At 39.2% G+C, this 21,326-nt stretch carries 21 protein-coding genes; all 21 read left to right on the top strand.

The annotated features are described in order from the left end of the window. Positions 1–81: 81 nt before the first annotated feature. The 21 genes from FG390_RS03455 to udp all read left to right on the top strand — a co-directional run bounded on the left by FG390_RS03455 (position 82) and on the right by udp (position 21,224). Positions 82–954, top strand: coding sequence for a branched-chain amino acid ABC transporter permease (locus tag FG390_RS03455; RefSeq protein WP_141189644.1), 873 nt, complete (start codon positions 82–84; stop codon positions 952–954). Next, positions 951–1,964 carry a branched-chain amino acid ABC transporter permease gene (locus FG390_RS03450; protein ID WP_141189643.1) on the top strand — a complete coding sequence of 338 codons (1,014 nt, stop codon included), beginning with the start codon at positions 951–953 and terminating at the stop codon, positions 1,962–1,964. The genes FG390_RS03455 and FG390_RS03450 overlap by 4 nt, the downstream gene beginning before the upstream one ends. Continuing rightward, on the top strand, positions 1,957–2,730 hold the full coding sequence (locus FG390_RS03445) for an ABC transporter ATP-binding protein (RefSeq protein WP_141189908.1): 774 nt from the start codon (positions 1,957–1,959) through the stop codon (positions 2,728–2,730). Before FG390_RS03450 ends, FG390_RS03445 begins: the two co-directional genes overlap by 8 nt. Then, positions 2,723–3,436 carry an ABC transporter ATP-binding protein gene (locus tag FG390_RS03440; protein ID WP_141189642.1) on the top strand — a complete coding sequence of 238 codons (714 nt, stop codon included), beginning with the start codon at positions 2,723–2,725 and terminating at the stop codon, positions 3,434–3,436. The genes FG390_RS03445 and FG390_RS03440 overlap by 8 nt, the downstream gene beginning before the upstream one ends. A 26-nt stretch (positions 3,437–3,462) precedes the next feature. Next, positions 3,463–5,118: a M20/M25/M40 family metallo-hydrolase gene (locus tag FG390_RS03435; protein ID WP_141189641.1), complete on the top strand. Its 1,656-nt coding sequence runs from the start codon at positions 3,463–3,465 to the stop codon at positions 5,116–5,118. Positions 5,119–5,224: 106 nt separating this feature from the next. Further along, positions 5,225–6,532 (top strand): aspartate aminotransferase family protein, encoded by a 1,308-nt coding sequence (locus tag FG390_RS03430; protein WP_141189640.1) that lies wholly within the window; start codon positions 5,225–5,227, stop codon positions 6,530–6,532. Between the two features lie 297 nt (positions 6,533–6,829). After that, entirely contained in the window at positions 6,830–7,810 is a 981-nt protein-coding gene (locus FG390_RS03425) for a nuclease-related domain-containing protein (RefSeq protein WP_141189639.1), read from the top strand. Between the two features lie 702 nt (positions 7,811–8,512). Beyond that, entirely contained in the window at positions 8,513–8,695 is a 183-nt protein-coding gene (locus FG390_RS03420; RefSeq protein WP_141189638.1) for a hypothetical protein, read from the top strand. A 778-nt stretch (positions 8,696–9,473) separates the two neighbouring features. Next, positions 9,474–9,743 (top strand): sporulation transcriptional regulator SpoIIID, encoded by a 270-nt coding sequence (gene spoIIID, locus FG390_RS03415; protein ID WP_141189637.1) that lies wholly within the window; start codon positions 9,474–9,476, stop codon positions 9,741–9,743. 386 nt (positions 9,744–10,129) lie between these two features. Beyond that, complete coding sequence (locus FG390_RS03410; protein WP_141189636.1) at positions 10,130–11,131, top strand: rod shape-determining protein; 1,002 nt, start codon at positions 10,130–10,132, stop codon at positions 11,129–11,131. A gap of 137 nt (positions 11,132–11,268) precedes the next feature. Next, positions 11,269–12,084, top strand: coding sequence for a flagellar hook-basal body protein (locus tag FG390_RS03405; RefSeq protein ID WP_141189635.1), 816 nt, complete (start codon positions 11,269–11,271; stop codon positions 12,082–12,084). Between the two features lie 457 nt (positions 12,085–12,541). After that, the gene (locus tag FG390_RS03400) at positions 12,542–13,387 is read left to right on the top strand and encodes a flagellar hook-basal body protein (RefSeq protein ID WP_141189634.1); all 846 of its coding nucleotides are present in this window, start codon (positions 12,542–12,544) and stop codon (positions 13,385–13,387) included. A 15-nt stretch (positions 13,388–13,402) separates the two neighbouring features. Then, a complete protein-coding gene (locus FG390_RS03395; RefSeq protein WP_141189633.1) occupies positions 13,403–13,753 on the top strand; it encodes a DNA-directed RNA polymerase subunit beta in 351 nt (116 codons plus the stop codon). 30 nt (positions 13,754–13,783) lie between these two features. After that, complete coding sequence (fabZ, locus tag FG390_RS03390; protein ID WP_141189632.1) at positions 13,784–14,221, top strand: 3-hydroxyacyl-ACP dehydratase FabZ; 438 nt, start codon at positions 13,784–13,786, stop codon at positions 14,219–14,221. A gap of 385 nt (positions 14,222–14,606) precedes the next feature. Further along, positions 14,607–15,539 carry a DMT family transporter gene (locus tag FG390_RS03385; RefSeq protein ID WP_141189631.1) on the top strand — a complete coding sequence of 311 codons (933 nt, stop codon included), beginning with the start codon at positions 14,607–14,609 and terminating at the stop codon, positions 15,537–15,539. 126 nt (positions 15,540–15,665) lie between these two features. Further along, positions 15,666–16,391 carry a GntR family transcriptional regulator gene (locus FG390_RS03380; protein ID WP_141189630.1) on the top strand — a complete coding sequence of 242 codons (726 nt, stop codon included), beginning with the start codon at positions 15,666–15,668 and terminating at the stop codon, positions 16,389–16,391. Positions 16,392–16,423: 32 nt separating this feature from the next. Then, complete coding sequence (locus tag FG390_RS03375) at positions 16,424–17,074, top strand: ECF transporter S component (protein ID WP_181406356.1); 651 nt, start codon at positions 16,424–16,426, stop codon at positions 17,072–17,074. Next, the gene (locus FG390_RS03370) at positions 17,049–18,827 is read left to right on the top strand and encodes an ABC transporter ATP-binding protein (protein ID WP_141189628.1); all 1,779 of its coding nucleotides are present in this window, start codon (positions 17,049–17,051) and stop codon (positions 18,825–18,827) included. Before FG390_RS03375 ends, FG390_RS03370 begins: the two co-directional genes overlap by 26 nt. After that, complete coding sequence (locus FG390_RS03365) at positions 18,805–19,572, top strand: energy-coupling factor transporter transmembrane component T family protein (RefSeq protein WP_258311560.1); 768 nt, start codon at positions 18,805–18,807, stop codon at positions 19,570–19,572. Before FG390_RS03370 ends, FG390_RS03365 begins: the two co-directional genes overlap by 23 nt. A gap of 27 nt (positions 19,573–19,599) precedes the next feature. Continuing rightward, positions 19,600–20,394 (top strand): 2-phosphosulfolactate phosphatase, encoded by a 795-nt coding sequence (locus tag FG390_RS03360; protein ID WP_141189626.1) that lies wholly within the window; start codon positions 19,600–19,602, stop codon positions 20,392–20,394. Next, on the top strand, positions 20,391–21,224 hold the full coding sequence (gene udp, locus FG390_RS03355) for a uridine phosphorylase (RefSeq protein WP_141189625.1): 834 nt from the start codon (positions 20,391–20,393) through the stop codon (positions 21,222–21,224). Before FG390_RS03360 ends, udp begins: the two co-directional genes overlap by 4 nt. Positions 21,225–21,326: the final 102 nt, after the last annotated feature.

The following is a 21,326-nucleotide window of genomic DNA, read 5'->3' as shown; positions in this document are numbered from 1 at the left end:
AACTAAATGGATATCTTCTGATGAGATACCTTCACGTATCTCATCGGATAACCTTCAAAAAATTATGTAGGAGGGATTTTATTGACTGAGTTTATCCAAATCATCGTAAATGGAATGGCTAATGGAGCTCTCTACGCTTTAATCGCGCTTGGTCTAACATTAATTTATGGTGTCATGAATCTGTCCAATTTTGCTCAAGGTGAGTTTGCAATGATAGGAGCTTTCGGTACCTACTTTTTGATGCAAATGCATATGAATTACATGCTTGCGATTATTCTTTCTTTTATTATTGCGGGATTGATAGGCTTCGTGATTCATATTTTAGCTTTTCATCCTTTAAGAAAAAGTGAACCATTGAATATGATGCTTAGTTCATTAGGGGTATCCGTGTTTCTAGTCAATTTATCGCAATATCTTTTCTCGCCAAATCCAAAAGTGGTTTCAAATTCTTTTAGTGAAAAATCCATTCAAGCGTTTGGTGTTTTTCTTTCTGAACAAAGAATTCTCATTGTGATCGTTAGTTTAATATTGTGCGGATTTACTTATTGGCTACTAGAACGGTCAAAATTTGGACGATCTGTTCGGGCAGCCTCATTAGACCCTGATACAGCCACATTATATGGTATTCCAACGAATCGGATTGCCTTTTTAACCTTTATTTTTGGTGTTGCACTGACCGGAATTGCGGGTGGATTAACTGCTCCGATTTATAACGTCTATCCAACCATGGGGATCTCTCTTACATTAAAAGCTTTTGTGGTTGTTGTGCTTGGTGGAATGGGAAATATTCCAGGGGCCATCATGGGAGGGTTTATTGTTGGGCTGATTGAGAGTTTCTCGGCAGGATATATTTCCACAGCCTTTCAAGATGTCATTGTATTCAGTGCGTTATTCTTAGTGCTCATTATCAAACCTGAAGGGATTTTATCGAAAGTTCAGGGGGAAAAAGTATGACGAAAACACGACTATTCTATACGGCGATAACGATCCTTTGCATTGTATGTTCTATTGCAAGTTTGTATATTCAAAATCTCTATCTTTTACGTGTGTTCATCTTAGCTGCTATCACAGCCATTCTCGCTTTGAGTGTCAATATATTAGTAGGTTATACAGGCCAAATTTCACTAGGACATGCAGGCTTCTTTGGCATAGGGGCTTATATGGTTGGAATATTAAATGTGAATTATCACTTGTCTTTCTGGCTATGCATGGTAATAGCAGTCCTATTTTCAGGGCTTATGGGACTTATTCTTGGGCTGCCTACAACTAAATTAAAAGGACACTTTCTAGGTATTGCCACACTTGGCTTTGGCGTCATTGTAAATGGGGTTTTAAATAACTGGATGCAAGTAACAGGAGGTCCTCAAGGAATCAGAGATATTCAATCACCCACTCTTTTTTCAATTCCATTAGAATATGGGAATTATTTCTTAGGATTTATTGTAGCTTGTCTTAGTTTATTAGTTTTAGTGATTTATCTTCTCATCAAGTCTCCTGTCGGAAGAGCATGGAGTTGTCTTAAACAAGATGAAATCACGGCTTATGTGACAGGTATTCATGTATACCGCTATAAATTATTAGCTTTTACTTTAAGTGGTGGAATTGCAGGGTTTGCAGGTGCCTTATTTGCTGGTTATATGACATTTATTAGTCCAGATACATTTGATTTAAATCAATCGATCTCCATTATTACTACCGTTATACTTGGTGGAAGCGGGACTATTGCTGGTCCATTACTCGGTACTGCTTTACTTTCCTTTCTGAATGAGTGGCTTAGAAACTTTGATGAATTAAGACTTGTGATTTATGGAGTTATTCTAGTTGCAGTGATTGTATTTATTCCAGAAGGGATCTACCCATTTTTCAAAAATAAAATCATCTCACTATTTTCAAGACGTAAAAGAGTAAATCAACTAAAAACGAGCATTGATCCGCATGCTGGAAAGGATGCTGTGAATGAATGAGCAACTCATGCAAGTGAATAACATTTCCGTCAATTTTGGTGGACTATGGGCTGTCAAAAGCATTGAAATGGACGTGAAGAAGAATGAAATCCTTGGCGTCATGGGTCCTAATGGGGCAGGAAAGTCGACTTTTTTAAATGTTTTATCAGGATTGCAGCAGCCTTCAGAAGGATACTTAATTATAGGTACACAAAAAATCAGTCAAAGCAAGCCTTGGAATATGGCAAAATTAGGATTATCAAGAAGTTTTCAAACAGTTCGGTTACTTCGCGAACTTAATGTTCTAGACAATATTTTAATAGGCGGTCATATGGATGCGCAAAAGCAAGCATGGGACATTCTTTTTAGGACAAAAAGATACAGACAAAAGGAAAAAGAGCTCGTTTCAAGAGCAGATAATCTCATAGAAACGTTAGAACTTAGTGAAAAGAAGTATGAGAAAATTTCTAGGCTTTCAACTGAAGAAAGAAGACGTGTTGAAATAGCACGATCACTTATGACACAACCTAACATATTATTACTGGATGAACCTTGTGCGGGTCTAAGCCCTCAAGAGACGGAAGAAATAAGTAAACTCATTCTTAGGATAAAAGAACAAGGTGTGACGGTGATCCTTGTTGAGCATAATGTCAAAATGATCATGTCTCTTTCAGACCGCATTGTCGTCCTGGATCACGGTCAAAAAATTGCAGAAGGAACGCCAGATGAAATAGCCAAGCATGAGGATGTGATTAAAGCGTATCTAGGGGGTTCGGTTAATGCTTAATATAAATCAGATAGTTAGCGGCTACGGGGATATTAAAGTATTAAAGGAAATTTCATTACATGTCAATGAAGGTGAAATCGTTGGCATATTAGGTGCAAATGGGGTAGGGAAGACGACACTGCTAAAAACCATCTCTAATCTTATTAAAACACAAGAAGGAACGATCACTTATTTAGGGAAAGAAATACAAAATTCATCACCCCACAAATTACTAAGTATGGGAATCGCTCATGTACCACAAGGACGGCATATTTTTAGTAAAATGTCTGTCATTGAGAATCTCCAAATTTCAATGGATCATGCAAACAAGAAATCGAATGGTAGAGATCGACTAAGTTATGTCTTTGATCTTTTTCCAAGACTTAAAGAGCGGCTTAAGCAACTAGGAGGTACACTGAGTGGAGGCGAGCAGCAAATGTTAGCCATTGCCCGTGCCTTGGTTGCAGGTCCAAAACTCATTTTACTAGATGAACCTTCAATGGGCCTAGCTCCTTTAGTTGTTCAATCCATGTTTGAAACCATTCAGCAAATCGCAAAAGATGGGACAACGATTTTACTTGTGGAGCAAAATGCCGTCGCAGCACTTGAAATCGTTCAACGCTTATATGTAATGGACATGGGAAGAACAGTCTATGAATCTCAACAAATTAATAATCAAGAGTTGGATAAAATTAAAGAAGTCTATTTAGGTATGAGTGTAAGTTAATTTCAGTTGAAAAGGAGAGAATGTTGATGGACTTCACATTAGAAAAACTATCGACGAGTGAACAAGTTGAGAAAATAGCCAATTGGCTTGTCGAAATGCCAAGTGTTAATGGAACATCTGGAGAAGTTAAGATTGTGGATGAGATAGCAGGATTCATTAAATCTTTTCCTTATTTCAAAGAACATCCTGATCAAGTTTGGTGCCTTGATATTGAAGGTGATCCTTTAGGTAGAAAAAATGTCTTCGCCCTTATTAAAGGTAAGCAATCATCAAATAAAACGGTTATTTTTCATTCTCATATCGATACAGTCGACGTCAAGGATTTTGGACAGCTTGAAGAACACGCATTTAATCCCGAAAAGTTACTCGAATTTTTTAAAGGATGGAAAGGAAACGATGAGATTCAGGAGCAAGCACAGTCTGGTGATTGGTTGTTTGGACGCGGATGTCTCGATATGAAAAGCGGTTTTGCTGTACACCTAACCAACTTTCTTCATTTCTCTGAACGTCCAAATGAATTCGAAGGTAATATTTTACTCATGGCGAATCCAATTGAAGAAACCTCACATGGCGGTATTATTGCCGCAACAGATGAATTAGTGCGACTAAAAAAGGAAGAATCTCTCGACTTTGTCGCTGCAATCAATAACGACTATACGTCAGCTTTTTACCCTGGTGATCCAAATAAATACATTTACACAGGGGCTGTAGGGAAATGCCTTCCAAGTTTTTATGTATATGGAAGAGAAACACATGTTGGAGAGACACTAAAAGGTCTTGATCCTACTCTTGTAACGGCTGAACTGAATCGATTAATCAATAACAATATGAATTTATCTGAACAAGTAGAAGGAGAATTGGTTCTCCCACCTTGTACGTTATTGCATCGTGAAATCAAAGATCATTACACTGTACAAACACCAATCGCAAGTTACATCTATTTTAACTATATGATCTATGAACGGTCTCCAAAAGAAATTACTTATCAACTGAAACGTATCGCTGAAGAAGCTTCTGACACGGTACGTAACCATTACGAAGCCCAATACGAGCAATTTCTTAGGACTAACGGCTTTCCAGACCGTACACTTTCATGGGATCTTGCGGTTTATACCTTTTCCGAATTTTGCGAGAAACTAACTAAGCAAGGCTTAAATGTTAAAAAAATCTCGGCAAACGTATTTGCCGAAAATAAAGGCGAAGATATTCGAAACGTCGCATTTAAACTGGTTGATAAACTTCGAACATTAGATGAAAATATGCAGCCTTGTATTATTTTATTTTTCGGTGCTCCATATGTCCCATATACCTATCTAAAAGAAAAAAATGAACGAGAAAAAGCCGTTTTGAAAGTCATTGAAGAACAAGCTGATTTGGTTGGGAAAGAAACGGGAGAATCGTTTGCTATCAAACGGTTTTTTCCATACCTCTCCGATAGCAGTTATATGTCACTCGTTGATGTACAAGATGAGCTTAACGATCTAACGGATAATTTCCCAGAATGGGATTCTCTAAGCATGGTACCTATCGACAACCTACGTGAACTAGATATACCTTCTATTAATCTAGGAACTTATGGTTTCGATGCTCATAAATGGACCGAAAGAGTCTATAAACCTTATACATTTGATACTTTGCCTCGATTAACCAAGCAAATGACTGAGGCATTCTTGAAACTTTAAAAAATGGTTGGTTGACTGGGTTAAACATTTCTGAGCCAAAACTAAACTCAGCCTTCAATATATCTTTGTCCTATTAATGCTAATTCTTTTAAGGAGAGAACATACTATGTCAGAAAAAACATTGTACGAACGAGCTAATAAAGTCATGCCACCAGTGGCTAAACGAGTGACGGAATTAGAAATTGAAAAGGGAAAGGGCGCTTATCTTTGGGATAAAAGTGGGAAGAAATATCTCGACTTTGCAAGTGGCATCGGGGTAACGAATCTCGGACACAATCACCCGCACATCATTGAAAAAGCCAAAGAACAAATGGATAAGTTGGTGCATGCAGGACACAATGTCGTCTATTATGATACTTATGTTGAATTAGCAGAAAAAATTTGTGACTTAATGGGGGGAGATTACAAACTCTACTTCGCAAATAGTGGTGCTGAAGCTGTAGAAGGAGCTATCAAACTAGCAAAATGGGCAACGAAGCGTCCTGGTGTTATATCTTTCAAACGAAGTTTCCATGGAAGAACCATGGGAGCAACTTCAGTCACAGCTTCAAACGCCCAATATCGTAAGGAATACGAGGGCCTGCTCCCAAGTGTCTATTATGCAGAATACCCATACGCCTTCCGTACAGGTCTCTCGCCTGAGGAAGAAACAGAGCGTTGTATTGCATCATTAGATGAAATTTTTCACTACTTAATTGCTCCCGAAAAGGTCGCAGCCATTATTATGGAGCCTGTCCAAGGCGAAGGTGGCTATATTGTTCCACCAACTGAATTTATTAAAAGAATCCGAGAACTTTGTGATGAACATGGAATCATGCTTATTTTTGATGAAGTACAAACTGGTTTCGGTCGGACAGGAAAAATGTTTGCTCATGAACACTTTGGTGTTAAACCAGATATTATGTCCATTGCAAAGGGAATTGCGAATGGCTTCCCGCTCAGTGCCATCGTAGGTAAAAGTAAAGTTATGGACAAATGGGAAAGTGGTGCCCACGGAGGAACCTTTGGAGGCAACCCAATCGCTTGTGCAGCAGGACTAGCCGTGATTGAATTACTCCAAGATGGCTGGCTAGAAAATGCTCAAAACATGGGGGAATACTTTATTGAACAATTAAAAACATGTGCTGTCTCATATCCTTCTATAAGAGACATTAGAGGGCTTGGACTCATGATCGGAATGGAGTTTATAACTGAAGAGGGTAAACCTGACTCTAAAACAGTTTCAAATTTACAAGCTAAAGCATTAGAAAAAGGGCTTTTGCTTCTAAACTGCGGTGTTGATAAAAACGTTATCCGATTTATTCCACCTGTCATTGTCACAAAAGCTGATATTGACCTAGCCGTCTCTATAATCAATGAATCATTGAAAGAAATAACTTTATCAAGTGAAAACTTGGATAAGGTCAGTAAATAAATATCAAGTGATCTATTCTCTCAATGACGGAGAATAGATCACTTTTTTGGTTTTAGCGATTAGACACAACCTATCGTCGACAGTTGGGACATATGTATTTCTATGGAAGGGTTTATAAACCGGATTTAAAGTCAGCTGACACACAATTGTTTACAAGGAATTTATCATTCTATTGTTTTAAGGAATAGTTTATCTGGAACGAGAGCGATTTCTTTAAATACAAAAACAAGAGTATGAAGGAATTTAACAAATGACCCTCGAATATAGTAACAATCATACTAGATTGGAGTTGATAACTTGATCAAAAAATATCGAAACATACCACCTCGAATGCTTGGGCTTGAATCACTGCTAAGGCGATGTAGACTGAATTCTTTTGACAGAGAACGAGCTGAAAAAGAACTAATCAACAGAAAGGCCGGCTACAAAGGAGAAAAATCGGTAGACTACACTTTAAGTTTACTCGCAGAGAAAAAGTATTCTATTTTTCAGGACCTTCGCCTACCTCATGGTGACTCCCACTTTCAAATGGATACGGTCCTCGTTTCCAAATCTTTCATTCTTCTCTTGGAAGTCAAAAACTTAGCGGGAATCATTCACTTTGATTCTGAATTTGATCAGATGATCAGAGAGTTAGATGGCAAAAAAGAAGGTTATCCCAATCCACTAACACAAGTAAAACGACATAAATATCAAGTTAAACATTGGCTTGATAGGCACAAACTCCCCCAACTCCCTATCGAGACCCTCGTTGTATTTAGCCATCCTTCCACCATCATTCAAGCTTCAAACCTGAGTCCAGAACAGAAAAAACAAATCACGCATAGCACAAATCTTTTTTCGAAAATTGGACCAATGGAAAGAAGATATACCAGTGAAATACTAGAGACTAAAGAAATGAAAAAACTTGCAGATTCATTTATAAAAAATCATACACCTGATCTACCTAATCTCATTGAACAATTCCACATCCAGAGAAACAATATTCTAAAAGGCGTCCATTGTCCAAAATGCTATAGCTTACCCATGAAAAGAGACTATGGAAAGTGGACCTGTTCAGCTTGTGATTTCTCTTCTAGGCAAGCGCACCTAGATTCATTAATAGATTACCTATTTTTGATAGGACCTACCATAACGAATCAACAACTCCGTCACTTTCTGCAAACACCCTCAAGATATCTAGCCACGGATATCCTTACTTCGCTAAATGTTAAACGTCAAGGTTCAACAAAAGGTACAACCTATCAATTACTTTCTCTATTAGAAAAGAAGAGGTAGTTACAATCCGATATGGAGAACCGCAATAATTTGTGAAGTGGCTCAATTCCATGGGGGAGTACCGCAATTAATTCATAAGTAGCTCAATTCTGTGGTGAGTACCGCAATTAATTTAAAAGTGGCTCAATTCCATGGTGGAGAACCTCAATAATTTGTGAAGTGGCTCAATTCCGTGGGGGAGTACCGCAATTAATTCAGAAGTGGCTCAATTCCGTAGTGAGTACCTCAATTAATTTAAAAGTAGCTCAATTCAGTATTGAAGTACCGCAATTAATTTAAAAGTGGCTCAATTCCGTGGGGGAGTACCGCAATTAATTTAAAAGTGGCTCAATTCATTGTTGAAGTACCGCAATTAATTCAGAAGTGGCTCAATTCAGTGTTGGAGTCCCGCAATTAATCCAGAAGTAGCTCAATTCCATGGCGGAGTCCCGCAATTAATCCAGAAGTACCTCAATTCCATGGTGGAGTACCGCAAATAATTCAGAAGTGGCTCAATTCCGTGGCGAAGTACCCCAATTAATCCAGAAGTACCTCAATTCTATGGTGAGTACCTCAATTAATTTAAAAGTGGCTCAATTCCATGGTGGAGAACCTCAATAATTTGTGAAGTGGCTCAATTCCGTGGCGAAGACCGCAATTAATCCAGAAGTACCTCAATTCCATGGTGGAGTACCGCAAATAATTCAGAAGTGGCTCAATTCCGTGGTGAGTACCTCAATTAATTTAAAAGTAGCTCAATTCAGTATTGAAGTACCGCAATTAATTAAAAGTGGCTCAATTCCGTGGGGTAGTACCGCAATTAATTCAGAAGCGGCTCAATTCCGTGCAGAAGTACCGCAATTAATCCAGAAGCGGCTCAATTCAGTGGCGAAGTACCGCAATTAATCCAGAAGTAGCTCAATTCCGTGCAGAAGTACCGCAATTAATCCGGAAGTACCTCAATTCTATGGTGGAGTACCGCAATTAATTTAAAAGTAGCTCAATTCCGTGGTGAAGTACCGCAATTAATCCGGAAGTGGCTCAATTCAGTGTTGAAGTACCGCAATTAATTTAAAAGTAGCTCAATTCCGTGGTGAAGTACCGCAATTAATCCGGAAGTAGCTCAATTCCGTGGTGAAGTACCGCAATTAATTCAGAAGTACCTCAATTCTATGCCAAAGCACCGCAATTAATTCAGAAGTACCTCAATTCTACGCCAAAGCAGCACCGCAATTAATTCAGAAGTACCTCAATTCTATGCCAAAGCACCGCAATTAATCCAGAAGTACCTCAATTCTATGCCAAAGTACCTCAATTAATCCAAAGCCATCTCAATCCCAGGTCAAGCCACCTCAATTCCGATGCGATCGCAAAGCCGCTCAAGTGAGAATCGACCCTCAAAATGACGTTTTCTCATATTCCCCAACATTTAGTCATATGAATAAATGTCAAATAGCATAATCTTCATAAAATAAAAAAAAGAACCCACCATCCCTCCAAACACCTTGTCCTTATTGACTTTTTGGCATATAACCCGAAGTCGATTAATAAAATGTTACAAACTCACAACGCGGGGTTCTGAGGTGAGCGTGGAGGAACATAACAAAAATGCATTGAAGCAGTTGTTTTCCCTCCGAAGAAGGTCTCATTTCGCATGTCTATATATTCGTAGGAGGCGAGTGGTGTGCACGATTACATCAAAGAGCGAACAATCAAGATTGGAAAGCATATCGTGGAGACGAAGAAAACCGTGCGAGTGATAGCAAAGGAATTTGGTGTCTCTAAAAGCACCGTTCATAAGGATTTGACGGAAAGGTTGCCCATTATTAATCCAGAGTTGGCAAATGAGGTCAAGAACGTACTGGATTATCACAAGTCGATTCGGCATCTTCGCGGGGGGGAAGCAACACGGTTGAAATATCAGCAGGATACGAAAGAGGAAATAGTACAATAAGAGGTAGTTAAAAGTCCTTGTCATAGCCAGTATTTGGCTGAAAGTCACCGAAAACCATCTTAATTTCCGATTGATTGCTTCAAAAGTGACCTGTAGATTGAAGAAAAAAGTAAAGACAGACATCCAAAGGAGGTCCACTTACGGTCTTAATGAGCAGGGGTAATCTCAATTCGATTACTCTACAAATTCACCAAATAAGGAAGCACGTAATAAGGTCAAATCAATTTCTAGTTATTTTTACCCATTTTTTCGTTTGAAAATACTCCCTGATGACTACAATTTATGGTAAGATAAATAATGATATAATTCGACAACTTATGCGTAATTAACGAAAATTCGAAACACTCACTATATAAATAGAAACAATATAATCAGGGAGGAAAATCATGTTTTCTAAAGATATCGGAATAGACCTTGGAACGGCAAATATTCTCATTTATGTAAAAGGGCGCGGCATCGTCTTAAATGAACCTTCTGTCATAGCCATTGACACGACAACAAATACACCGCTTGCAGTAGGTGAAGAAGCAAGACGTATGGTTGGTCGTACACCAGGAAATATTGTCGCCATTCGTCCTCTTCGCGACGGCGTTATTGCAGATTTTGAAATCACAGAGATGATGCTGAAGCATTTTATTAATAAAATCAATGTTAAAGGGTTCATGGCGAAGCCGCGTATTCTTATTTGTACACCGACAAATATTACATCAGTAGAAAAAAAGGCTATCCGAGAAGCTGCTGAAAAAAGCGGCGGAAAACAGGTGTATCTTGAGGAAGAACCAAAAGTGGCTGCAGTAGGTGCAGGTATGGACATCTTCCAACCAAGCGGAAACATGGTTATCGATATCGGCGGTGGAACAACAGATATAGCGGTTCTCTCTATGGGAGATATCGTGACGGCTGAATCGATCAAAATGGCTGGAGATAAATTTGATCAAGAAATTTTAAATTTTATAAAAAGAAAGTACAAGCTCCTCATCGGTGAACGGACAGCTGAACAAATCAAAATGAACATCGGCACGGTTTTCAAAGGCTCTAGAACAGAAGAAATTACCATCCGCGGACGTGACATGGTAAGCGGTTTACCTCATACCTTGACCGTACATTCAGATGAAATCCACGACGCTCTCATTGACTCCGTTATGGTCATCGTTCGTGCAGCAAAAAATGTATTGGAAAAAACGCCACCTGAACTATCCGCTGACATTATTGACCGCGGCGTCATCATCACAGGCGGTGGAGCCCTACTTCACGGGATCGATCAATTACTTGCTCAAGAATTGAAAGTACCTGTCGTTGTAGCTGAAGATCCAATGACATGTGTAGCCGAAGGAACAGGAATCATGCTTCAACATTTGGACAAGCTCCCAAAACGTAAAGCAAATTAAATTGTTTTAAATACCGTGGGCAGGAAAAAGTTGTCTGTCCTTGGCCCATATATACCCAAAATGGCTCCTTATAAAACCAATTTGTTGGTACTCTTTTGAGCGTATACGAATCATTTAATAAAAAAGGAGGACCCCCCGTGATAAGAGGATTTTACACGGCAGCTGAAGGGATGCTAACCCAACAAAAACGTCAGCAAATGCTAACGAACAACCTAGCTAATAGCAATACACCCGGATACAAATCGGATCAAGCAACTCAGCGGTCTTTCCCTGAACAGCTCATTGCAAGACTAGGCGGAGTCGATCCATCAAAAGGCAACATCGGAAGTTTATCCACGGGGGTCTACCTCCAAGAAACGATTCCAGACTTTTCAGAAGGAACCCTTAAGGAAACAAAAAATAAAACAGATCTTGCCTTACATACTGCAGGCTTACCTCAGAATCAACAAACTGGTAAACCAGAAGGTGCTTTATTCTTTGCCGTTCAAACACAGAACGGCATCCGTTATACACAAGATGGTCATTTCACCCAAAATGCAGGCGGCACGCTCATGACAGCTGAAGGGAACCCTGTCCTAGATACGAACGGAAACCAAATTCAAGTTCCTTCAGAGAATTTTGACGTAGCTGAAGACGGAACGGTGAGCGTCGCAGGTCAACGAATAGCTCAAATTGGCGTGAACTATGCAGCCAACCCAAACCAACTTGTCAAAGAAGGATCAGGTCTATTCCGACTGACAGCGGGCGGCAACCTCCCACCTGCGCAAGGAAACCAAGCGATTACATATCAAATAAAACAAGGCTACCTGCAGGGTTCCAACGTGTCACCGGACGACACCATGACAGACTTAATGTCTACATATCGAAACTTTGAAACAAACCAAAAAGTCTTACAAGTCCTTGACTCAACCATTGATAAATCCGTCAACCAAGTAGGTCGAGTGAACGGGTAACACTAAAGCTGAGTTGGATGAAGTATTGTTTAAATCAGCCGTGAAGTGGTTCAAATCTGGTTTGAGATCGTGCAATTCAGTCACGAAGTAGTGCAATTCAGGCCTGAGGTAGTGCAATACAGTCCCGAAGTGGTGCAATTGTGATCTGTAGTAGTGCAAATCGACTAGAAGTGGCGCAATTCATTCACGAAGTAGTGCAATTGTGATCTGAAGTGGTGCAAATCGGTCAGAAGTAGTGCAATTCAATCCCGAACTAGTGCAATTCCAATCCGAAGTGATGCAATTCCGATCCGAAACAGTGCAATTCTAGCATAAGTTAGCGTGATCCGCCCGGACTAATCCTGAAATTTCGCCATCCATGCATCTAGATCGAGATAGTTCAATCCCGACCAACGTACATTCTAGCGTGAGGTGAGGCGACCCTCACTCATACATACCCAAAGGAGGATGAAGAGCAATGCAGCGAAGTATGATTACCAGCAGCGTGACGATGGGGCAAATCCAAAAGCAGTTAGATATGATTGCTAATAATTTAGCCAACGCCAGCACAACGGGGTACAAGAGTAAAAACGCGACATTCACTGAATTGCTGGAGCAGCAAATTGATAATATCAACCCCAAAGAAGATAAGGCACCTCGTCTGACACCAGCTGGGATTCGATCCGGTACCGGGGCAAAAATTGATGATATAAAAACCGATATGACGCAAGGCGGTATTCAATCAACCGACCGTGATCTAGATCTTGCTCTGACTTCTCCTGATCAAATGTTTGAAATTGGTGTGTCTAATGGTACGGGTGGACGCGTGACACAATATACCCGTGATGGTGCTTTTTACTTGTCAGTAGATGCTCAAAATCCAGATCAAGTGAATCTTGTGACAAGAAAGGGACAGGCTGTTCTCGATTCAAATGGAAATCCCATCAATCTTCCGAGCGGAACAAAGTCGATTGAAGTAGGCCCAAATGGGGAAGTGACAGCTATCATGCCAAATGACGCGCGTCAGACAGTCGGACAAATTGGCATTGTCACTATCAATCGCCCTGAATTGTTAGAATCTAGAGGGGATAATTTATATGGTTTACCCAACATGCAGGCACTAGGTCTTACTATAGCCGATGTGCTTACGCAAACTCCGATGGCTGATCGGGCTGTAAAATCCCATGCTCTTGAAAATTCAAACGTTGATATGACAAAGGAAATGACAGATCTAGTGACTTTAGAGAGGTCGTATCAATTTAACGCACGGGCACTAACGATGAGTGACCAAATGTCTGGTCTCGTCAATAGTTTAATCCGTTAAGAGAGGAATAGAATCATGGCAAAGAACACTAAACAAAACGATCCCAAGGCATCTCGTACACGGCAAACAGAATCAGGCATTCGTCAGCAAACACGCCCGGGTGCAGAAAAGAAACCCGCTTCAAGAATTGAACAGAAAAACACAAAAAAAGATAAAGAAGAATCAGCGAAAGAAGAGGTTCTATCCACCTACCGTCGTCGCAAATTTCCAATCTGGCAGCGACTCGTTCTCGTTTTATTTTGTGCACTCATCATGTTTATCGTAGGGAACATGATTGGCTATAAAGTAGGCGGCGGACATACCTTAGACGTATTTAAACCATCGACATGGTATCATATTACTGATTTTATGAAGGGCTCTAAATAGCATACATTTTATATAGAAAGGACCAACAACATGTTATCTATTGATGAAATAAAAAAACTTCTCCCACACCGTTATCCATTTCTTCTCGTTGACCGAGTACTTGAAGTAGAAGAAGGAAAACGTGCTGTTGGAATAAAAAATGTATCAGTCAACGAACCGTTTTTCAACGGCCACTTCCCGGACTATCCTGTAATGCCAGGCGTCCTCATCTGCGAAGCACTCGCTCAAGTATGTGGCGTCGCTATGCTTTCTAAAGAAGGAGCGAAAGACGACCGCATCGCTCTCTATGCAGGAATTGACAAATGCCGTTTCAAACGTCAAGTTCGACCTGGAGACCAATTGAAACTCGAAGTAGAAATCACACGTTTCAAAGGATCCATTGCAAAAGCAACAGGTACGGCGACCGTTGATGGTGAACTCGCTTGCCAAGCTGAAATGATGTTTGCTTTAGTTGATAATAAAAATTAAATACTTATGCTGAGACTTTGGTGAAATCCTGGGGTCTCAGCTTTTTTATATTTATTACATAACGGATTAAATTCATAAATTTTTAATATAAAATACTTCTAAGAAATGCCCATTTAATTGGAAACATTAAAGTAGGGCATTTCTTTTTTTACTCCTCAAAAGGGGCTTCGCAAAGAAAAACCGTTTCCAACCGTCTACCCGCATTTATACATATGATTCAACAATTTGTTTAAAAGTTACCTATATAACTTTACATATGGTTAAGTGACTATTTGAAACGTTTGTGTATAATGAATTTTAAATAGTCAATATTATTTAAAAATTTAAAAAGGAGGGTGGAAAGTCCAAATTTATCAAGTGTTTACAAGTCAAAGTAGGTGTTTTCATGTATAGGTTAATCCTTTACGGCACATTATTGACCGTTGTCATGATTTGGGGATTGAATGTAACAGCGACTAAGATTTTAGTCAACTATTTTCCACCAGTGACGATGACAGCTCTTCGAATCTTTGTGGCAGGTTTATCTGCGATCCTTATTCTTTCCATCAGAAAGAAGTTCAAGACTTTTAAAAAAAGGGGCATGTTTTATATTTTTTTAGTCGCTATGTTTAATGTTGTTGGACATCAATTTTTCTTATCCATAGGTTTGACGAAGACAACGGCTTCAAATACAGGAATCCTATTAGGCATGGTTCCTTTAATCACATCGGTATTAGCCGTAATATTTTTAGGTGATCGTCTGACGATTATGAAATGTATAGGGATTTTAATTGGTTTTTCGGGTGTCACGTTTATTGTTATCAAAGGGTCAAGTGGATTTCAGGCTATATCTATTGGGGATTTCTACATCTTTTTATCAGTATTAGCCCAAGGAATTAGTTTCGTCCTTATCAAAAAAGTGGCTAGTCAAATGGATGGCACGGTCATGACCGCTTGGATGTTGTTATTCGGATCAATAATCTTGTTTTTTATGGGTTTAATCAAAGAACCCTCTGGTTTAATGAACTTTTCAAACGTTACACCGATGGTTTGGATTATATTTTTCTCATCTGCTGTACTAGCAACTGGAGTGGGGCACATGTTCTATAACAAAATCCTTCAGAAGATTGGAGCAGCTGAAGCAGCAGTTTTTATTAATTTTAATCCTTTTTTTGCCCTTATTGGTGCTCATTTTTTCCTCAAAGAACAAATATTTTACTCACAAATTCTAGGTTTCTTGATGGTGGTTGTGGGTGTTCTGTTTGTGACAGGGGAATGGGGGAAAATCAGAAAAAGAAGGCAGGTCAAATTCGATGGAAAAATAAGATCAATAAAATAAGAATAGGGTCGAATTTGCAAAGCTAAGGAAAAAATTCTTAGCTCATTAATTTTCAGTTTAACTTGTAGGACGACCAAAGTCTAATGTCTAACAACTAGGTAGAAAATCAGAAAAGGTGTGAAGATAATGAAATTAGCTAACCGTAGTCTATATCTACAGGCTCGTGATGTCATCTCTAATTTAATAGAAGAAAAATTTCAACCGATGCAGAAAATACCATCTGAACATAAATTATCTGGGATGCTCGGTGTTAGCCGTAATACCATACGGGAAGCGATACGAACGTTAGAACAAGAAGGGGTCCTATATAGTCGACATGGCATTGGAACTTTTGTGGTGGGATCAAAACAATCGCTGATCACGAATATCTCAACTTTAGAAAGTTCAACTAAAATTATCACAGATCAAGGATATGAACCCGGAACAAAAAATGTTATTTATGATGTAAGAAAATGCCCAGATCATCTTCTGCGTCATTTAGAAATAGAAGATTCAAATGAACAGGTCTTCTATATTGAAAGAGTTCGAACAGCGGATGGCGAACCAGTTGTCTATGTGGAAGATTACATTCCTTATGTTTCAGGGATGGATGAAAAATATACAAAAGATCATGGGGAGTCCTTGCTTGAATTTCTGCAATCCTATGGTTGGTCAGTTGCTTTTTCTGTATGTACCATTAAAGCCGTAATCAGTAATAAAAAAGTGGAAGAGAAACTGGAACTAAAAGAAAGACATGCCTTATTACTTCTACAGCAAGTTCATTATTCTGACACAGGAAAGTCTTTGTTTTACTCAGATAGTTATTTCATGAGTGATAAATTTGAATTTAACGTCATTCGAAAATGTGTATAGTCCATTAATATCTTAAAAAGGTGGAGATGAAGATGATTGAAAGTGGAGCAATAGTAAAGGCAGGAAAACAAAGGAAAAAGGGTTTAACGACTTTAGATATTGTTCTAATTGCTATTTTGGCCATAGCCAACGGAGTATTAAGTGCTTATTTGTCCTTTCTTAATCAAGTGTTGACAGCAGTAGGTGGCCCGATTTTAACTTCCATCATCTTAGGACTTTACAGCATTTGTGGTATTTTAGCTGCATACATTATTCGAAAACCTGGCGTATGCTTTTTAACATTGGCATTAGCAGGTATTATCCAAGTTCTCAGTGGCAGTACGAATGGGCTGATTTCATTTATAGCTGGAGCATCGGAAGGAATCGGCGGAGAGATGGTCTTAGCCTTATTTTTATATAAACGCTATAACTGGTTAAGTATAGCACTAGCAGGTATGATGACGGTTCCGATTTTTTTTGTTGTGGCTGCTTTCTGGTTTGGCTATATCAAATGGGGACTTAGTGTTGTTTTGATTGCTCTCTTGGTTCGGGCATTAAGTGGACTCATTATTGCTGGCTTGGGAAGCAAAATCATTGGTGATCTTCTAGCCAAAACAGGCATTTTAAAAGGATATGCCATTTCCAAACAGAAGTCGAATCTGAAAGGAGCCTATACGAATGACCCAAAAAGCGTCTCTCATTGATGTGAAACATTACACCTATACGTATGAAGATGAAGAGAGAGCGGTCCTGCAAGATATTTCTTTTTCCATACATGAAGGGGAATTCATCCTTATGGTTGGACCCAGTGGGTGCGGAAAAAGTACCCTTTGCCAGGCATTAAATGGTATCGTTCCCCATGTTCTCGGTGGAGAGGCTGTAGGAGAAATCATCGTCGATGGAAAAAATGTCCTTGAATCAGAAGTGAAGGATATGTCCGAAAGTATAGGGATGGTCTTTCAAGATGCAGATGCCCAACTTTGTAATATTTATGTCGAGGACGAAGTCGCTTTTGCCCCAGAAAATTTAAGAGTCGAACCTGATGAAATCCAAAGAAGAATTAAAGACTGTTTGAATAAAGTGGGTATGTCAGGCTATGAATCTCGAAAAGTATTTGAACTATCCGGTGGACAAAAGCAGAAAGTGGGTATTGCATCTGTCTTATCAATGAAACCTAAAATTCTTATCTTAGATAACGCAACGGCAAACCTAGATCCACAAGCAACAAAAGATATCTTCACTTTATTGAAAGAACTTCACGAACAACATGGCTACACGATTATGGTGGTTGAGAACAAGATCGATGATTTAATTCATTTGGCGGATCGAATCATGGTGATGGAACAAGGATCGTTTATTGCAAATGGTGATCCAAGGACCATCATTCGCGAGTATGGAAAGCAATTGATGGAAATGGGAATTTGGATTCCAGAAGTTTCAGAACTAGCTTTCCAGCTTGAAAAAATGGGATATTCCTTTAAACATTTTCCGATAACTGTAGAAGATGCATACCATGAATTGAAATATCCGAACCAACCTTTTTTGAAACCAAGACGAAAGCTCCAATTATCTGAAAAAGCATCGGATGAACCAGATATTCTAACAGTTAACAATTTGAACTATCTCTATCCCAATGGAACAAAAGCCTTAAATAATATCAGCTTTTCGATTAAAAAAGGGGATTTTGTAGCTATTTTAGGGACAAATGGTTCAGGGAAGACTACGTTGATTAAGCATCTTATGGGCATTATCAAACCCCCTAAAGGAAAAATCTTTCTACGTGGAGAGGATATCGCAAAGCGAAGTTTACATGACATGACGAAGGATATAAGTTACGTCTTCCAAAATCCAGAGCATCAATTCGTTACAGATCAAGTTCTTGAAGAGAGTATTTATAGTCAAAAAATGAAACTAAATCTATCAATAAATGATGAGGTCCCTAACGATATCATTGAAAGCGGCCTGCAGTCATTAAAACAATTTAACTTATATGAAGCGAAAGATAAAAATCCATTTATGCTGAGTGGAGGAGAAAAAAGACGATTAAGTGTCGTTTCGTCGATAGCCTCAGAACAAGAGATTATTATATTAGATGAACCAACGACTGGCCTAGACTTTGCCAGTGCCACGAGATTGCTTAAATTATGTAAAGAGTTGAACGAACAGGGGAAAACGATCATCATGATCAATCATGACATACGTCTCATTTGTCGATGGGTTAGATCTGCTTTAATTATGCAACAAGGCCATTTGATTTTTAATGGAGATATTCACGATGTTTTTCAGAATGATGAGATCTGTGAAAAAGCTTCGTTGATCGAACCACCGATATCTAAATTGGCAAAAAAGTTGAATCCAGGTCTTTTAACAGAAAGTGTGATATCGATAAATCAGTTTATGCATGGTTACATGATGGGAGGGGAAGAAAGTGGCCATGACATTTCAGTATTATCCTAAAGAATCTTTTATGCACAAAGTCGACCCCGTCAGCAAATTAATTTGGCTCGTTTGTCTATCGCTATCTGTTTTTATATTTAATACAGCCATCCCGGAGTTTATCTTATTCTTGATCACATTCACTATGGCTGTTGGGCTTGCCAGATTAAAAATAGCATTTTTGCTTAAGGGACTTTGGGTGATTCTAGTATTTAGTTTAGGATTCTTTATTTTACAAGTCTTCATGGTTCCGGGTCAAACGCTATGGATGGAGTGGGGATCTATCAGGATCTATCAAGAATCTGTTAATTTTGCCGTAGCGATCACCTTGCGCATGTTAACGATTTTTATATCTTCCCTAATTTTTGTCGTGACAACGGATCCGCGAGATATCGTTCTCGCACTGAGTCAGAAGCTTAAGGTTCCCTATCGTTTTGCTTACGCCATTTCGATTGCCTTGCGTTTTATTCCGACATTAGAGGAGGAAGCGAGAGTTATTGAAACAGCACAAATGATTCGGGGAGTGAGAAAACAAAAAGGGTGGAAGAACAAGTTAGAAAATATGAAGAGGTTTACATTACCACTTCTCATGAGTTCGATACGCCGAGTTCAAGTAACATCAATTACTATGGAGGCCAAAGGATACGGAGCCTATAAAGATAGAACCTATATTCGTCATATACGCATATTAAAGGAAGGTACCATCCTTTACGTTGCATCCATTTGTACCTTAAGTATTCTCACTATTCTAAAAATAGTCGGCTAAAGTCATAAGTCTGGAGGTTGGAACATCATGAATCCATTAATTTTTGAAGTCGCGTTTATACCAAAAGAAGTAAGAACAGACCCACCACCGATGTGTGTCGTTATTGATGTAATTCGCGCGAGTACATCGATGGTAACGATGCTTGAGAAAGGGTGCTCAGAGATTATTTTAACGAGTGATGAAAAAGAGACCTATGAAAAATTCCGAGTCCAAGGTATAGAGGACATCCTCATTTGTTCTGAAAATGATGATGGGACAGCAGCAGAGTTCGCTGATTTCAGTCCATCAATCTCATCAATAAGACAAGCTTCCGTCAAAGGGAAGAAGGTCATCTTTAGAACAACTAATGGAACCCGTGCCGCGCAGACACTATGGAAACAAGGGGTTAATGGGATTTTTATTGGATGCATGCATAATGCCAAAGCAGTCATGAACGAAGTCGTTCAACAAGCTGCTGAAAGCCAAAAAAATATTACCATTGTTTGTTCCGGACGTGAACGCGGTGAGATACCAACAACTGATGATGTCTATACCGCAGGAATTTTAATGAAATATGCGAGAATGGCAGCAGATAGACTAGAGTTAACCTATGTCCTAAAAGATTCTGCCAAAATTGCGGAGCATGTCAATCTCGTCTACGAGGATACAGTGGCTGCCTTTTCAGACTCTGGAAGTGGTGAGACTATGCGGCGGATACAATCAACCCTAGATATCGCTTTATGTTCGAAAGAGAACGTTTCTAATCTCATTCCTTTTATTGAATTTAGCGGGGAAGGTGAGACTATCATCGCAAAAAAATTAGAAAGGGTGATTAATCCATGAGTCAATGGAAATCAAATGCGACCAGACCAACTATGAATGAAGATATGCAATATCACATACGTTGTAAAAGAGGAGATATAGCGAAATATGTTTTGTTGCCAGGTGATCCAGAACGAGTCAACATGATTGCCGAACAATGGACAAATTCTAGAGAAATTGCGAACTACCGTGAGCATCGAACATTCTCAGGTGATATAAGAGATGTTGACATATCCGCATGTTCGACTGGTGCTGGAGGTGGTTCGACATCTAGCGCGGTTGAAGAATTGGCTCAATTAGGTGCAGACACATTTATCCGAGTGGGGACAACGGGTGCCATACAAGAACATATTCCATGTGGTGATTTAATTATTTCTTCTGGAGCTGTTCGACATGATGGTACGAGTCAATATTACGTTGACCAATCTTACCCAGCTACCGCAAACTATGAAGTAACAACAGCACTAGTAGAAGCGGCAGAGAGATTAGAAATTCCTTATCACGTAGGTGTATCCTGTTCAGCAGCCTCTTGGTATTGTGGCCAAGCAAGACCGGGATTTAATGGGTATGAGCAATCGTTCTTTAAGAATAAGGTGGAAGATTTGAATCGAGCAGGCGTATTGAATTTTGAAATGGAGATGGCCACGCTCTTTACCATGTCTAGTTTATATGGGTTACGCGCAGGAGGTGTATGCGCAGTTGTAGCAAATCGAATAACGGATGAATTTACGTATGGCGGAATTGAAAATAGTATTCGAGTCGGTAACTTAGCCGTTCAAATTCTAGCAGAATGGGATGAGATGAAGCGATTGAAAAACAAAAAGTATTGGTTTCCATCTCTCATGGACTAAACACGAATTAGAGAAAATCCCTTCTTAATCTGTACTGCACCCCAAGAGTTAGATTTTTACTCTAACTTTTTGGGGTCACATCAACCAAGAGGTGGTTTTTTC

Origin of the sequence: Terrilactibacillus laevilacticus, from assembly GCF_006517395.1 — a bacterium.
Taxonomy (GTDB): domain Bacteria; phylum Bacillota; class Bacilli; order Bacillales; family Sporolactobacillaceae; genus Terrilactibacillus; species Terrilactibacillus laevilacticus.
The sequence above is the reverse complement of the archived record's forward strand: the minus strand, read 5'-3'. Positions and strand labels throughout refer to the sequence as shown.

What these genes read in the sequence shown, in the direction of transcription:
- FG390_RS03450 (WP_141189643.1), top strand. Translation starts at nt 951, where the DNA reads ATGACGAAAACACGACTATTCTATACGGCGATAACGATCCTTTGCATT.
- FG390_RS03445 (WP_141189908.1), top strand. Translation starts at nt 1,957, where the DNA reads ATGAATGAGCAACTCATGCAAGTGAATAACATTTCCGTCAATTTTGGT.
- FG390_RS03440 (WP_141189642.1), top strand. Translation starts at nt 2,723, where the DNA reads ATGCTTAATATAAATCAGATAGTTAGCGGCTACGGGGATATTAAAGTA.
- FG390_RS03435 (WP_141189641.1), top strand. Translation starts at nt 3,463, where the DNA reads ATGGACTTCACATTAGAAAAACTATCGACGAGTGAACAAGTTGAGAAA.
- FG390_RS03430 (WP_141189640.1), top strand. Translation starts at nt 5,225, where the DNA reads ATGTCAGAAAAAACATTGTACGAACGAGCTAATAAAGTCATGCCACCA.
- FG390_RS03410 (WP_141189636.1), top strand. Translation starts at nt 10,130, where the DNA reads ATGTTTTCTAAAGATATCGGAATAGACCTTGGAACGGCAAATATTCTC.
- FG390_RS03400 (WP_141189634.1), top strand. Translation starts at nt 12,542, where the DNA reads ATGCAGCGAAGTATGATTACCAGCAGCGTGACGATGGGGCAAATCCAA.
- FG390_RS03395 (WP_141189633.1), top strand. Translation starts at nt 13,403, where the DNA reads ATGGCAAAGAACACTAAACAAAACGATCCCAAGGCATCTCGTACACGG.
- fabZ (WP_141189632.1), top strand. Translation starts at nt 13,784, where the DNA reads ATGTTATCTATTGATGAAATAAAAAAACTTCTCCCACACCGTTATCCA.
- FG390_RS03385 (WP_141189631.1), top strand. Translation starts at nt 14,607, where the DNA reads ATGTATAGGTTAATCCTTTACGGCACATTATTGACCGTTGTCATGATT.
- FG390_RS03380 (WP_141189630.1), top strand. Translation starts at nt 15,666, where the DNA reads ATGAAATTAGCTAACCGTAGTCTATATCTACAGGCTCGTGATGTCATC.
- FG390_RS03375 (WP_181406356.1), top strand. Translation starts at nt 16,424, where the DNA reads ATGATTGAAAGTGGAGCAATAGTAAAGGCAGGAAAACAAAGGAAAAAG.
- FG390_RS03370 (WP_141189628.1), top strand. Translation starts at nt 17,049, where the DNA reads ATGACCCAAAAAGCGTCTCTCATTGATGTGAAACATTACACCTATACG.
- FG390_RS03365 (WP_258311560.1), top strand. Translation starts at nt 18,805, where the DNA reads ATGACATTTCAGTATTATCCTAAAGAATCTTTTATGCACAAAGTCGAC.
- FG390_RS03360 (WP_141189626.1), top strand. Translation starts at nt 19,600, where the DNA reads ATGAATCCATTAATTTTTGAAGTCGCGTTTATACCAAAAGAAGTAAGA.
- udp (WP_141189625.1), top strand. Translation starts at nt 20,391, where the DNA reads ATGAGTCAATGGAAATCAAATGCGACCAGACCAACTATGAATGAAGAT.